The sequence below is a fragment of the Algoriphagus sp. genome (assembly GCF_030694375.1).
Classification (GTDB): domain Bacteria; phylum Bacteroidota; class Bacteroidia; order Cytophagales; family Cyclobacteriaceae; genus Algoriphagus.
On sequence record NZ_JAUXYL010000041.1, the window covers coordinates 101,334 to 115,343 of the forward strand.

The window sequence follows — 14,010 nt, forward strand, 5'->3', positions numbered from 1 at the left end:
CTTGCTGCACGGGCAGAGAGATTCGAACTCCCATCAACGGTTTTGGAGACCGCTATTCTACCATTGAACTATGCCCGTATGAATGAACGCTCCGTAAATGGGAACGCAAAATTAGGAATAATGTCTTTAGAAACAAATGCGATCCCAAATTAATTTGGGATCGCATAGTTTACTTGTAATTAAGTATGATTAGTCAAGAATTTCGGTAACCTGACCGGCACCTACTGTTCTACCACCTTCTCTAATTGCAAATCGAAGACCTTTTTCCAATGCCACTGCATTAAGAAGGGTAACTTCGATAGTTACGTTATCACCTGGCATAACCATTTCAACGTTTTCTGGAAGTTTGATCTCGCCAGTTACATCCGTAGTTCTAAGGTAGAACTGTGGTCTGTATTTGTTGAAGAATGGTGTGTGACGTCCACCTTCTTCTTTTGAAAGAACATAAACTTCAGCCTTGAAGTGAGCGTGAGGCTTCACAGATCCTGGCTTACAGATAATCATACCACGCTTAATCTGTGATTTTTCAATACCTCTAAGCAATAGACCTACGTTATCACCAGCTTCTCCTCTATCAAGGATTTTACGGAACATCTCAACACCAGTAACTGTAGACTTCAAGCCTTCAGCACCCATACCGATAATGTCAACCGGTTCGCCAGAGTTGATTACGCCTCTTTCGATTCTACCTGTAGCTACAGTACCACGACCTGTGATCGAGAATACGTCTTCAACTGGCATCAAGAAATCTTTGTCCACCAAACGAGGAGGAATCGGAATGAATGAATCTACTGCGTTCATCAACTCCATAACAGATTCAACCCACTTCTCTTCACCATTCAAGGCTCCAAGTGCAGATCCAGCGATTACTGGAATGTTGTCTCCGTCAAAATCATAGAATGAAAGAAGTTCTCTGATTTCCATTTCCACAAGCTCAAGAAGCTCAGGATCGTCAACCATGTCAACTTTGTTCATAAATACTACAAGCTGAGGTACACCTACCTGACGAGCCAAAAGGATGTGCTCTCTAGTCTGAGGCATTGGGCCGTCAGTTGCAGCTACTACAAGGATAGCACCGTCCATCTGGGCAGCACCAGTTACCATGTTTTTAACGTAGTCAGCGTGACCAGGGCAATCTACGTGAGCGTAGTGCCTGTTTTCAGTCTGATATTCTACGTGCGAAGTATTGATAGTAATACCTCTTTCTTTCTCTTCAGGAGCGTTATCAATTGAAGAGAAATCTCTCAATTCAGAAAGACCTTTTTTAGCCAATACGGTAGTGATGGCGGCAGTCAGGGTTGTTTTGCCATGGTCTACGTGTCCAATCGTACCGATGTTAACGTGCGGCTTGGAACGGTCGAAGGTTGCTTTTGCCATGCGTGAAAATCCTCAGTTTAAGTTTAAAGATATGTTTAGATAATAATTCTCTGTAATTGAGCCAACGACGGGAATTGAACCCGTGACCCCTTCCTTACCAAGGAAGTACTCTACCCCTGAGCTACGTCGGCTTTTTGCCCTTTAATTTCCCGAAAGAAAAGAAAGAGCGGGAGACGAGGCTCGAACCCGCGACCTGCAGCTTGGAAGGCTGCCGCTCTACCAACTGAGCTACTCCCGCTTGTAACCGGCGTACCGGATTTTTTAGCCCTGCAAAACTAGATAAAAAATTTTGCATTCGGGCAATCACGTGGGGGAAACAGGATTCGAACCTGTGAAGACATAAGTCAACGGATTTACAGTCCGTCCCAGTTGGCCGCTTTGGTATTCCCCCAACTGCGCTAAAATCTCTTGGGGATTGAACCCTAGTGGTCTTAACGGATGGCAAAATTATAGCCTTTTGTCAAAGTATCAAAGGATGACCACCAAATTTGATAACTTTTTCACGTGTTGTAATTCAATGATTTAAAAATCAACTGATTAATTTTTTCAGTTGAGTGCTTCAAGGAAATAATTGTAATAGTTTTTAAGTTTTTCATCTTTTTCAGTTTGGACCACCTGATTTAACTTTTTGATCACTGCTTCCTCATCTGCAAATCCCATTAGCGCCTGAAAAGCTCCCAATCGAACAAAACTTTTCGAATCATTTTCTAAAAGATGAAATAGTTTCCTAACCGCTTGATCTTTTCCCTCCTCTGGGAATCTGGAGAAATATTCGCTAAAATATCCCAGATAGAAATATAGTCCCTCGCCTGACAGCTGATCTACCCGGTCCAAAAACCATGGACCCTTACCTTTTACATTTTGTAAAATATAATATTCTGCCACTGGAATTATCATCCTGAAATTTCTTTCTCCGACAAATCTTTCAATCACCGCGGCGTCCACAGGATTCTCCTCTGCCCTTACCAATCCCATCAATGCTGAACTTGCCACCAAATAGGATTGCTCATTTGCTAAGCGAAGAAAAGCCGATTGATATTTATCAGGATCCCATGCCGCCAATAGATCTATCGCAGCCGCCTTGACCGAGTTTTTAGGATCTTTTTCTGCCAGTTCATAAACCATGTCCTCCAAGCCCTGAATTTGATTTCTCCATTCCGGATCATTTTGCATAAAGCCCAACGCATTTTCCCTTACTGACCAAAAAGAATCCATAACTGCAATGGGTAAAATCTCAATCAGGTAATCTTTAGCCTCCCTTGAAACCAAACTATCCAATGCCTCATACCTTGCCACACCAAGAGTTGATTCTTTGAACTGAAGTGCATACTGAGCTGTACTGATTTCTTGATTTCTTCTTGCCAACAAATTTTTCCCTTCATCAATATAAACCTGGGTCACCGGAAATTCATTTTCTAAGGCAAACTGCTGGAACGAACTTGTCATCTGAAATTTTTTGGATTTCCGACTTTTGCCCTCATACCAACTCACTTCAATAGGAAGCAGATACAGGGGCAATTTTTCTAAATCCTGAACTTGGTACACAGTCAGAAGAATATTTTCAGGCTGCGAATAATCAACTTCGAAAAATAGCTCAGGATGTCCTTTGTCCAAAAACCACTGATTGAAAAACCAATTGAGATCCTGTCCGCTTACCCGCTCAAACGCCAGCCTCAAATCGTGAATCTCCACCGACTGGAAAGCATGCTGTTTCAAATAAAGATTCAATCCTTTAAAAAAAGCTTCATCTCCTAAATGTTGCCTAAGCATGTGTAATACAACACCCCCCTTGTTGTAGCTGTGTGAATCAAACATGTCCTCAGAATCGGCATAGTTAAACCGGATCAAATCAACTTGTTTGGACTCAGATTCAGCAAAATAGCCTTCCATTTCAGTCACCAATTTGAGTGCTGCCTGATCTTGTCCGTACTTGTGTTCATTCCATAGGTACTCACTGTAGTTCGCAAAGGCTTCATTCAGAGTCAAATTAGCCCAAGACTCCGCTGTGACCAAATCCCCAAACCACTGATGAAAAAGCTCATGAGCGATGATGTAATCCCATTCAGAATCAATCGCTTCCCGCTCATCCAACCGCAATTCTTCCATGAAAATCGATGCGGTGGTATTCTCCATTGCTCCTGAGACAAAATCCCGCACTACAATCTGATCATATTTTGGCCATGGAAAGTCAACCCCCAGCTTTTCTTCGAATAACCCGATCATCTCAGGCGTGTTTTCAAATACCATTGCAGCACCCTTTTCGAAGCCCTTTTCAACATAATATCCCAGTGGAATATTTTTCCATTTTGCCTCCACCTTTCCAAAATTCCCGACCGCAATAGCCGCCAAATATGGCGCATGCGGCAATTTCATTTCCCAATAATCCTTTCGCAGCCCATTCTCCAGTTTTTCCTGCTTTACCAATACTCCATTGCTGATCGAAACCATCGAATCCGGAACGGTCAATTTGAAGAGCTGTGTAAATCGCTCATTGGGTTTGTCAATCGTCGGAAACCACTTGCTGTTATGTTCGGTCTCGCCCTGTGTCCAGATCATGGTTGGCTTACCCGGAATCGTGTCTAAGGGATCAATAAAATACAGGCCCTTGGTGTCGGTAATTGCCTCACTTCCCGAACCAGAATTCCTGTCAGGAAATGCGATGTAATTGATTTCAACCTGAATGGTGTCCTTGGAAGTGAATAGTTCGGGAAGGTAAATACGCAACTGCTTTTCATCGTATCGATAATTCAGCTTGCTTTGGGCTTCCCCGTTCAAAAGATAAATCGCCCCAACTTCGAAGTCTTTGGCATCCAGGACCAACTCCTTTTGAGGATAGAAATAGGGAGTTAACTTCAACTTGGCCTTTCCTAAAACTGCCTGATTTGACCAGTCAAAAGCCAAATCCAGCTCAGTGTGAAGCAAGTCAAAATCCCGCTTTGCACTGGGCTGATATCCTGCTATTTCAGCATTTTTCTCACGAATCATTCGCAGTAATTTTGCACTGTCAATCCGGGCTTCAGGTGAAGCTTCAGCCACGGCTGAATTCTCGGAATTCTGAACCAGTGCAGATTTTTCTGATTTACAGGAAACTGTAAAAAGGGCCATAGACAAGCTGCCAAAAGTCAGGCAAGTCATCAAGATTTTCTTTGGCGTCGATTGCATTTGTATCATATTTGGAAGAAATCTCTACGGAGCATTTGATTCTGTAGCTGTATATTCACACCCAAAATAGCAGGAATGTTTTCAGTAATCCTTCAAAACGCCCCCCATTCGGTTGAAAAAACCGAGGATTTAATCAAAGTAAACCAAAAACCGATTTCTTGGGATTTGAAATGGATAGGAGATCGAAAAGTCCATTTGATCCGGGGAAATGAATCCATGGAAGCGGAATTGCTGTCAATTGACCGAGACACAAAAAGCCTGCAGATTCGAATTGGTCACAAAACTGCTACCCTTCAGCTTAAAGATCGATTCGACCTACTTTTGGAGCAAATGGGAATGAGTGCAGCGGGAACGGGAGCGATAAAAGACATCAAAGCCCCCATGCCGGGCTTGATTTTAGACTTGAAAGTAAAGCCGGGAGACGAAGTCAAAAAGGGCGATGTAGTCCTGATTTTGGAAGCCATGAAGATGGAAAATATCATCAAATCTCCGGGAGACGGGGTCGTCAAAGATGTAAAAGTAGCACTGAAACAAAGCGTGGAAAAAAATCAGGTGCTGATTCAATTTTAACTTCGGACCGTACAAATTATCCAGTAACCTTATTTTGCAAAGATTGCTTTTTGCATTTGCTTAAGCCGTTGCAGCGGATTGGATCGGATCATTTTTTTCATCAACCCGGGGAAAAATCGGTTGAGTCCAATGGTAAATCGCTCAGCACCTCCCACTGCAAATTCCTCTTTCCCCTTTTCTAGTCCCTTGAGTATCCCTTTGGCACAATCGCTTGCTTCCATTCCCTCCGCCAAAGCATTCTGCATTTTCCCGCTTCTGCTTCCATCCCCTCTCAGCCCTGCCACTGTAATATTAGTCCTTATAAATCCCGGAATGACGACATGAATAAACAAACCTGTAGCAAAAGTCTCTGCCCTCAAGGAATCAAAATATCCCTGCATAGCATGTTTTGAGGCTGAATATGCAGCGAGCTTTGGGACTCCATATTTGCCGCTCAGACTGGATGTCAATACCAGATGAAGCGCAGTTTCAGTACTTCGTTTTTTTAAGAGCGCCTTGGTAATAGCCACCGGTCCCCAAAAATTGATGTCCATTATTTTCCGCTCCACATCCAATTTGCTTTCAGTCACCAAATCTCTTACCGACATTCCTGCATTCAAGAACACATAATCCAAGCCTCCAAAAAATTGCCAGGCCTCCTCAACTTTTGTTGTAAGCTCAGAAAGTAGCTCAACATCTACCGGGAGAACAACAATTTCTGCTTTCGGAAAATTGGTTTTTAACTCCTCGAGTTTTGAATTATTTCGGGCAGATATGAGCTGTCTCGCTCCATTTTCTGCTAAAATATTAACCAATCCCTCTCCAATACCCGAAGAAGCTCCGATGATCCAAACCCTTTTTTTATCCCAAAAGCCCATATTATCAGCCTATTAACTATTCTAATTTAATACACATTTTCCCATTTTTGGATTTGGCCCTAGCATTGTGAGATGAAGAAATTATATTTGTCGGATTGCTCGGGCTTCTCAGGGTCGATTCGATCGCAATTTGACAGCTAAATCCAAAAGATTTCGGGCTTTACCCGAAAGCAACTTAGAAATCAACCACCCAATGAAATACAACCGCATCCTGCTCAAGCTCAGTGGAGAATCCTTGATGGGCGACAAAAACTTCGGAATCGATCCTTCACGCCTTCAACAATATGCTGATGAAATTAAAAAAGTGAAGGAAATGGGAGTAGAGATAGCAATTGTGATTGGAGGAGGAAATATTTTTCGGGGAGTTCAGGCAGAGAAATCCGGTATTGACCGAGTCCAGGGAGATTACATGGGCATGCTTGCTACCCTGATCAATGCGATGGCATTGCAGAGTGCATTGGAGCAAAATGGCATGTACACCCGACTCATGTCCGGGATCAAAATCGAAAGTGTCTGCGAACCCTTCATCAGAAGACGAGCAATAAGACACCTTGAAAAAGGCAGGATTGTGATTTTTGGAGCCGGAATTGGAAATCCCTATTTTACCACTGATTCTACGGCTGCACTGCGTGCCATCGAAATCGAAGGAGATGTGGTACTGAAAGGTACCCGAGTGGATGGTGTTTACACAGCAGATCCTGAAAAAGATCCGACCGCAACGAAATACGAACAGATTACCTTCAGTGAGGTTTATGAAAAAAATCTCAACGTGATGGATATGACTGCCTTCACGCTTTGCCAGGAAAACAACCTGCCCATTATTGTCTTCGATATGAACAAGACCGGCAACCTGAGTAAACTCGTACTTGGCGAACAAATCGGAACATTGATCACTGATAAATCCTGAATTAAATCATGGAAGAAATCGAATTATTCTTAGACGAAGCAAAAGAACTGATGCAGAAAGCGGTGGACCATACCGCGGCTGAATTATTGAAAATCCGTGCAGGCAAGGCCATGCCAAATATGCTGGATGGCGTAATGGTGATGTATTATGGGACTCCCACACCAATCAACCAAGTGTCCTCTGTCACTACACCTGACGCGAGAACCCTTGCGATCAAGCCATTTGAACGGAATCTGATCTCGGAAATCGAAAAGGGAATCATCAATTCAGACCTTGGTTTGGCTCCACAAAACAACGGGGAAACCATCATACTGACGATCCCTTCCTTGACAGAAGAGCGTCGAATCAATCTGGTGAAACAGTCCAAACAAGAATGTGAATCAGGAAAAATTTCGATCCGAAGTGTCAGAAAGGACACGAATGAATCTTTAAGAAAACTTCAGAAAGACGGCGCTGCAGAAGACGCAATCAAACGGGCTGAGGACCAGGTTCAGAAATTAACAGATAACTATTCATCCAAAATCGATGAGCTTCTGGTGAAGAAGGAAGCGGATATTATGAAGGTCTGATCTTGACTTCAATAACCCAATTGAAAACCCGGCTACTTTACTGAAGCCGGGTTTTTATTTTTTAAACTTTAGGCTTAAGATCAATTCACCAATTATAATGCCTTTGGGTGAATTGAACGGATAATCTAAAATTCCATCCGGCGAATCTCCCCTAACCCAATCAATTTAACTCCCTGCATCCCTACTTTTTTCAATCATCAAAACTCATATTAATAAATGTCGCCACTCCAAACAGGAGGCCGCTTCTGAGGTATTTGCCATTCTCAAAGGCTACTCCCAGTTCAAGTCTGAAGATCCGGAAGAGGTTATCCAGCGAATAGCCGATCTCGGTATAGTGTGGTGAATTTTCTGTTTTTAGATAATTGACAAAAATATTCTCACGCACTCCAGAGAAGCGTAGCATCGGCAACTGAGTCAAAAGGAATTTTCTGAACTGATAATGGGCGATTCCTGAAATATAATTGGAGTTCGTGCTGTACTTGTAATAATCCATAAATCGGTAATTCGAAGCTGGACCAAAATTGGAAAAGATCGTCCGGTTACCCCCAAAATGCTTGAAATCCTGAAAAAAGACCCTGTCGTTGTTCAGGAACGCTCCCGCTGTCACATTGAAGTCCAACTTTCCGCTGACCCCAAAGCGGACATCATGCTTCACCCCCAATTCAAGAAGATCAAACTTGGAAGAGTTTTCATCGGTGATTAAGTTGGGAAGCGCTTTTTGATACAGGAGTGTAATAAGCGGCGATCGCTCGTAATTCGGGGATTTTCTTCCATTTCGAATTGAATAGGTCAGGCCAGGTCTCCACTCTATTGCAGTGTTTAACTTTGCGATTCGGTGATTTTGAAAAGCGACATCCCCTGCTTCCACATTCTCAGGCTGATTGGAAGTGTAAACACGTTCTGGTTTTTTATACAACGAGTAATCAGAATTATTGAACAGTGATCTTCGCTCAGCCAAGGTAAAATTGACCCGATAAGTAAACCCATAATTCACCCGATGTGACCAATAGGCACGGGCAAAATCCTGCTCATACAGCTTCATGTAATTACTTCTGAGCAATAAGGAATAGGCCGCGTTGATTTGCTCCTGAATAGGATCCTCAGTATTAAACTGGTATATGTATCGCCCACCTTCCACGCCCCAAGTCTGACCGGATGTCGGCTGGGTATGAGACCAGCGAAAATTCACTTTCCTATAAAATCGATCACTGGAAAATCCATAGCGGAGCTCAGGCTCAATATTGAAGCTTTTTCTCACGCGATTGACGCTGTCGGCAAGCTTAACTTCCGAGTACTTTCTGTAATACATGCCAACGCCTACTTTCCAGCCTTCCACGGTATTGAATGACATCTTGGTCCAATTTTGCCGGAAGCCGACCGAGACGCCCTTGCCAAAACTGTATCGGGCTCCGTTCATAAAGTCCATAGGCTTAAATTTGCTTCTTGCCTTTTTGGCCACTGAATCTACCTCACTCATTTTTGCTGTTTCCACTACCGCAAGGCTGTCATCCCGCTTGTAACCTTCCACTTCTTTCAAGGTCAAAGGCACCGGCCGAATGCTGTCCCAATAAGCCAAGCCACGCTTTTTTGCCAGGGAATCCACACTGTAATAGCGTTCCGAAACCACCCCCTGCTTATCTTCGACTTGTTGTTCTTTCAGAGCTTCCTTTTCATATTCATTGATCAGCTTCCGATACTCTTTTCGGGTTTTGGGTTCTTCAGTGGCCAACTGTTCCAAAGCCGAAATTGACTTGTTGAATTTTTTTAAATCCTGAGGGATCTCCTGAACCTTTTCATCGATAATCTCGGGGACAGCAACCAAATCAGGGTTCAATTCAATATCATATTCCCGGGTAGACGCCAGGTATTTGAATTCCCCTTCGAAGCCAAAAATCTTTCCGCCAAAGGTATAAGTATGTGTCAGAGGCATCCAGACATTATCAGAAACCGGGGCATATTGTTGTTTGGCAGAAATCTGAAAACCCAAAAGCGAGGTCTTCAAATCCAGACTATGAATAGCCCAAAGACCTTCGATAATGTAAATGTATCCTTCAAAAACCCGCTCGCCACGTGATTTCGGGGTCACTTTGATCTTACTGACCATCACATTCTGATCAAAAAAACTTCCTTCATACTTAAACTGATAATAGTTAAAAGCATAGCGGGAAAGTGGAGAAACGATCTCGTTGATCTGGTCCTGATAAAATGAGGTTTGAATATAAGGCGCGGGTGAAGTGCCTTGATTATCCCCGTTTGTTCGGATGGAAATGACCTTTTCCTCCACTTTATTGGGCAGGGTAAAGGTAATTCTCGATACTGATTCGGAAGTGTAGGCCTCATTGAGCTTCAATCCTTCTTTTTCCAGTGTCTTTTTCATGAAAAAAGGCGCATCGGTCAATTGTCCGGTACCCTTAAGATAAACCGTCATGGCATATCGCTGGAGTTGGAGTCGATGGTATTTGGCTTTGGAGATGGCTTTTCGCATGATGGTCAGTGCAGGATCCTCTGCCCCCGCCCGAACCTCGACTGTGCTTAAGGTGTAGATCTGAGGTTCCAGGCTAAAATTCAGATCAACCCAACCTTCACGAATTTCCACGGTTTCCAGTTGAGACTTATAGCCCAGAAACTGAACCAGCACATCATAATACCCGGGTTTTAGGCGAAACTCATAATCCCCATTTTCATTGGTTGGAACACCATCTTCGAGATTCCGGATGTAAACCGAGGCATAAGCTAAAGGTTCACCTTCCTTGGTTGTTACTTTGCCCCTGATCCCCTGTGCTTGTGAATAAAATGAAATGCCAAAAAGACATATCGCGAAATATAAAATAGTGCGCTTATATTCTCTCATAAAAGTGGTTTAGCATCTTGTAAAGATACAGATGCTCAAAGCAACAGATTGGTTGTCCGGGTAGTTTTAAGATGATTTAGGATTGTTAATGAAAAACCTTTGAGACAATCTCTTCCGGACGGTTTGGGAGGGGCGGAATAGCGTTAAAGACCGAACCGTACAACCTCCAATTCACCGTCGTTTTTAGCAAATACCAACCAGGTTTGAGATCCCACAGTTACTTTTTTGATCCCCCTGACATCCCCTCTGATTTTCAGGGGATATCCATTGTCTGCTTTAAATTCACCCAAAGCATTTCCTTTCAGAATGTGTCCCCAACTTCCCAGGTAGGCTCCAAAATAAGGTGCCGCGGCAGAATTGTTCCCTCCAATTATCAAATCCGGAAACCCATCCTGATCCACATCAGTTACTTCAATCGCCTCAATGGGGGCAAACTGAGCCTCGGCCGGCAGGGCCTGTGACAAAAATCCCCTGCCTTTTTGACTTAGCAGCACCACAGACTCAAATTGACTTGCCTCCAGATATTTCGCTCCTTCTGTATTTATGTAACGAAACACTTTCCCAACGTCCTTTCCTGCAAAATCACGGTAGCGAACAAAGTCCTTTTTTAGGACTGGAATTTGTTTTAGCAGTTCATCTCTTGATGCCACAGTATAATATTTTCCCTCCACCGGATAGGAAATTATCTGTTCGGTACTTCCATTTTGGTCAAAATCTTTGAGAATCATTTGTACCGGAAATTCTCCACGGGTTTTCAACCGGGTATTTAAGCCTAAGTTTCCAATCACCAAATCAGGAAAGCCGTCCCCATTGAGATCTTCGGCGACAAGTGAGTTCCACCAACCTGTTGATTTATCCAATCCAAAGGATGATGTTTCGTTTGTTAGTTTGCCATTTCTGTTCATAAAAACGGTGATAGGCATCCATTCACCTACTACGATCAAGTCCAAATTCCCATCCAGGTCGAGGTCTGTCCAAGCCGCGTCTTTGACCATCCCCAAATATTCCAAGTCAGGGGCAAGCTCCTTTGTCACATCCTCATATTGATTGTTCCCCAGATTTTTCAGCAAATAACTTCTTGGGCTTTGTCCATACTTTCCGGCCACATTTCTCCCGCCGATCATTAAATCTGTTAAACTATCCCCGTTGAAATCCACTGCTTTCACCACCGACACTTGAGCATTAATCTCCAAAGCCAAATTTATCCTTTGGAAAAATTTCCCCTTTCCGTCATTGAGATAGATTCCTGTGGCCATCCTTTCATTGTTTGCATCAGGGATATTTCCTCCTCTTCCCACTAACAAATCCATAAACCCGTCTCCGTCACTGTCAAAAAAAACGGCACAAACATCCTCCAAAAAAGAATCTTCTTCCAACAGGGGCTGATTCGTTGGATAAAACTTACCGTCTTTGCCCTGAAGAAACACCACTCCCGGCTGACCGGAAGCCCCTCCGACAAAAATATCCGACATTCCGTCTCGGTTTAAGTCTCCGGTAGCCAACGCAGGCCCTTCCCGTGATAATTTATGGGGCAAAAGCGGCTCTGCATTAAAATCATTGTACTCATTTTCAAGATGATTAAAATCCAATCCCGTAGATACTTTGCTTAGCATCTTCACCGGTGGAACGTAAGAATCAGAAGAGAAATCAAAAGGTTTTGTGGCTTTTGATTCCTTCAGGATGACAGTACTGTTTACGCCTACTTTCGTCAGGGTTTCTGATTTTCCATTTGGCCAGATTATCCTCAGGGAATCGAAGCTTTTGGCATCTCCCAGCCCGAAGTGGAGTTCAGGTGCCACAGAGGACTGGAAACCTCTGCTGGTATAGTTTTCCAGAATCTGAATTTTGGTTTTATTGTATAGCTCCACTTTGGCTCCAATCCCAAATCTGTTACTTCCTTGTCCTTCAAATCTAATTTTCAAATAATTTGAATTGCCAGACTTCCCTGAAATCTGACCGCCCCGGTTTTCATAGATGCCGGCATGTTCGTTAATGTTATTGACTATCAGATCCAGATCTCCGTCGTTATCCAAATCCGCATAAACTGAACCATTGGAGAAATTTTTACTGTCGATCCCCCATTCCTTAGAAACGTCCCGGAATGTCAGATCTCTGTTGTTCTTGAAAATAAAATTACTGACATCTCCCGGAGGCATTTTTTCAGAAAGACTCAGATTACTCATGTCTGGCTTATTTCGCAAGCCATCTTTCAATTCGGGATTGGTGATAAAGTTGATGTAATCCAAGTCGTTTGGCCTTCTTACTATTCCATTGGAAATGAACAAATCTTTCCAGCCATCATTATCGAAATCCGCAAAAAGGGCCGCCCAACTCCAATCTGTGGCATAAACTCCCGAGTATTGAGCAATCTCAGAGAAAGTGCCATTTGAATTGTTGAGCTGAAGGCTATTTCTGGAGACCTGTCTTTCAAACCCAAAACCAAGTTTGAGTTGATAGATTTCTTCACTGTCCTCCCCTACGGACATTTTTTGAACGCTTTCCTCCCCGGGCAGCATATCCAAAGTGATGAAATCTATCCATCCGTCATTGTTGATATCCGCGAAGTCATTTCCCATCGAAAACCTGCTGTGGTTATTGACCATCGAAGAAATCTGCTCACTAAAAGTTCCGTCTGCCTGATTTATATAGAGGTAATCATTTTCATTAAAGTCATTGGAAACATAAATATCGGGCCAACCATCGTTATTGATATCCGAAATACCAATCCCCAACCCATACCCGATCAGGCTGGAGAAGATCCCCGCATCCCGGGTGACCCCGGTAAATCTCTTTTCCCCTTTTTCTGTATTATTTCTAAAAAGCCTATCTCCTGCCAATCCATCATCATAATATCTTGTTTCGGCCCTCCCGTAACTCCTTTCTGTATGGACGGCATGATTGAGAAGGTACATATCCAAATCTCCATCTCTGTCAAAGTCAAAAAACGCGGCTTGCGTACTGAAACCCTGAAAATCCAAACCATATTCCTCCGCACTTTCTGTAAACGTCAAGTCCCCGTTGTTAATATATAATTCATTTTTACCAACAATCCCCTTCCAGTTTCCCAGCCTACAGACGTATATATCCAAAAATCCATCCCCATTAATATCTACCATACTAACCCCGGTCTTCCAGGGATTTTCTGAGGCGAGGCCTGCGCTCAGGGTAATGTCCTCAAACTTCATTTCCCCCTTGTTCAGATAAAGTCTGTTGGAGCCCTGATTGGAAGAAAAATACAAATCAACCAGACCGTCGTTGTTGATATCCCCAACGGCTACCCCGCCTCCGTTATAAAAATAGAGGTATTCAACAATATTGAATGCCTCTGTCTCAGTCAGATTATTTATAAAATCAATCCCTGTTAGTTGGAAGGGGAGTCTTACAAAAAGCGGTTCTATTGGTTGTATTTCAGACTTTTGGGAACATGAAATCAGGTTGAACAGCCAAAAAAACAAAAATGGAAAATAGGCATATTTCATCTGTTTATAAATTGATTTTTTTGGTCAGATGGAATCTTCGCATGAATTATAATCATCCCAGTGTGTGACGTACTCGTCATGCTCGATTTCATGTGTTTATAATTTGATTTTTATTTGCCACATGGAATCTCGCATGGTCGATAATCATCCCAGTGTGTGACTTTTTAGTCATGCCTGTCTGCCTCAGGCAGGCTCGATTTCATCTGTTCATAATTTGTTTTTATTGGTCAGATGGAAT

General features: G+C 43.0%; 8 protein-coding genes and 4 tRNA genes. 3 read left to right on the top strand and 9 right to left on the bottom strand.

The genetic code is table 11. The features are described 5' to 3' along the window. Window positions 1-7 precede the first annotated feature (7 nt). The 6 genes from Q8M62_RS16415 to Q8M62_RS16440 all read right to left on the bottom strand — a co-directional run bounded on the left by Q8M62_RS16415 (window position 8) and on the right by Q8M62_RS16440 (window position 4,539). Window positions 8-78: transfer RNA gene (locus Q8M62_RS16415), tRNA-Trp, on the bottom strand. Between the two features lie 111 nt (window positions 79-189). Next, entirely contained in the window at window positions 190-1,377 is a 1,188-nt protein-coding gene (tuf, locus tag Q8M62_RS16420) for an elongation factor Tu (protein WP_304900511.1), read from the bottom strand. Window positions 1,378-1,436: 59 nt separating this feature from the next. Beyond that, window positions 1,437-1,508 (bottom strand) — tRNA-Thr (locus tag Q8M62_RS16425). A 34-nt stretch (window positions 1,509-1,542) separates the two neighbouring features. Continuing rightward, a tRNA-Gly gene (locus tag Q8M62_RS16430) sits at window positions 1,543-1,615 on the bottom strand. Window positions 1,616-1,685: 70 nt separating this feature from the next. Beyond that, window positions 1,686-1,768, bottom strand: a tRNA-Tyr gene (locus Q8M62_RS16435). Between the two features lie 155 nt (window positions 1,769-1,923). Continuing rightward, complete coding sequence (locus tag Q8M62_RS16440) at window positions 1,924-4,539, bottom strand: M1 family metallopeptidase (RefSeq protein WP_304900510.1); 2,616 nt, start codon at window positions 4,537-4,539, stop codon at window positions 1,924-1,926. Between the two features lie 75 nt (window positions 4,540-4,614). On the opposite strand from Q8M62_RS16440, the gene Q8M62_RS16445 reads away from it, so the two are divergent. Continuing rightward, a complete protein-coding gene (locus tag Q8M62_RS16445) occupies window positions 4,615-5,109 on the top strand; it encodes an acetyl-CoA carboxylase biotin carboxyl carrier protein subunit (protein WP_304900509.1) in 495 nt (164 codons plus the stop codon). A 29-nt stretch (window positions 5,110-5,138) separates the two neighbouring features. Here the strand turns inward: Q8M62_RS16445 and Q8M62_RS16450 are convergent, their stop codons facing one another. After that, the gene (locus Q8M62_RS16450) at window positions 5,139-5,966 is read right to left on the bottom strand and encodes an SDR family NAD(P)-dependent oxidoreductase (RefSeq protein WP_304900508.1); all 828 of its coding nucleotides are present in this window, start codon (window positions 5,964-5,966) and stop codon (window positions 5,139-5,141) included. A gap of 193 nt (window positions 5,967-6,159) precedes the next feature. On the opposite strand from Q8M62_RS16450, the gene pyrH reads away from it, so the two are divergent. Beyond that, window positions 6,160-6,873 (top strand): UMP kinase, encoded by a 714-nt coding sequence (gene pyrH / locus Q8M62_RS16455; RefSeq protein WP_092731179.1) that lies wholly within the window; start codon window positions 6,160-6,162, stop codon window positions 6,871-6,873. An 8-nt stretch (window positions 6,874-6,881) separates the two neighbouring features. After that, window positions 6,882-7,442: a ribosome recycling factor gene (frr, locus tag Q8M62_RS16460; RefSeq protein ID WP_304900507.1), complete on the top strand. Its 561-nt coding sequence runs from the start codon at window positions 6,882-6,884 to the stop codon at window positions 7,440-7,442. A gap of 190 nt (window positions 7,443-7,632) precedes the next feature. Here frr and Q8M62_RS16465 read toward each other — a convergent pair whose 3' ends face one another. After that, entirely contained in the window at window positions 7,633-10,293 is a 2,661-nt protein-coding gene (locus Q8M62_RS16465; protein ID WP_304900506.1) for a DUF5686 and carboxypeptidase regulatory-like domain-containing protein, read from the bottom strand. A 143-nt stretch (window positions 10,294-10,436) separates the two neighbouring features. Next, window positions 10,437-13,772 carry an FG-GAP-like repeat-containing protein gene (locus tag Q8M62_RS16470; protein ID WP_304900505.1) on the bottom strand — a complete coding sequence of 1,112 codons (3,336 nt, stop codon included), beginning with the start codon at window positions 13,770-13,772 and terminating at the stop codon, window positions 10,437-10,439. Window positions 13,773-14,010: the final 238 nt, after the last annotated feature.

Excerpts from the sequence above, each read along its gene's own strand:
- pyrH (WP_092731179.1), top strand. The coding sequence starts at position 6,160 with ATGAAATACAACCGCATCCTGCTCAAGCTCAGTGGAGAATCCTTGATG.
- Q8M62_RS16450 (WP_304900508.1), bottom strand. The coding sequence starts at position 5,966 with ATGGGCTTTTGGGATAAAAAAAGGGTTTGGATCATCGGAGCTTCTTCG.
- Q8M62_RS16445 (WP_304900509.1), top strand. The coding sequence starts at position 4,615 with ATGTTTTCAGTAATCCTTCAAAACGCCCCCCATTCGGTTGAAAAAACC.
- frr (WP_304900507.1), top strand. The coding sequence starts at position 6,882 with ATGGAAGAAATCGAATTATTCTTAGACGAAGCAAAAGAACTGATGCAG.
- Q8M62_RS16465 (WP_304900506.1), bottom strand. The coding sequence starts at position 10,293 with ATGAGAGAATATAAGCGCACTATTTTATATTTCGCGATATGTCTTTTT.
- Q8M62_RS16440 (WP_304900510.1), bottom strand. The coding sequence starts at position 4,539 with ATGCAATCGACGCCAAAGAAAATCTTGATGACTTGCCTGACTTTTGGC.
- Q8M62_RS16470 (WP_304900505.1), bottom strand. The coding sequence starts at position 13,772 with ATGAAATATGCCTATTTTCCATTTTTGTTTTTTTGGCTGTTCAACCTG.
- tuf (WP_304900511.1), bottom strand. The coding sequence starts at position 1,377 with ATGGCAAAAGCAACCTTCGACCGTTCCAAGCCGCACGTTAACATCGGT.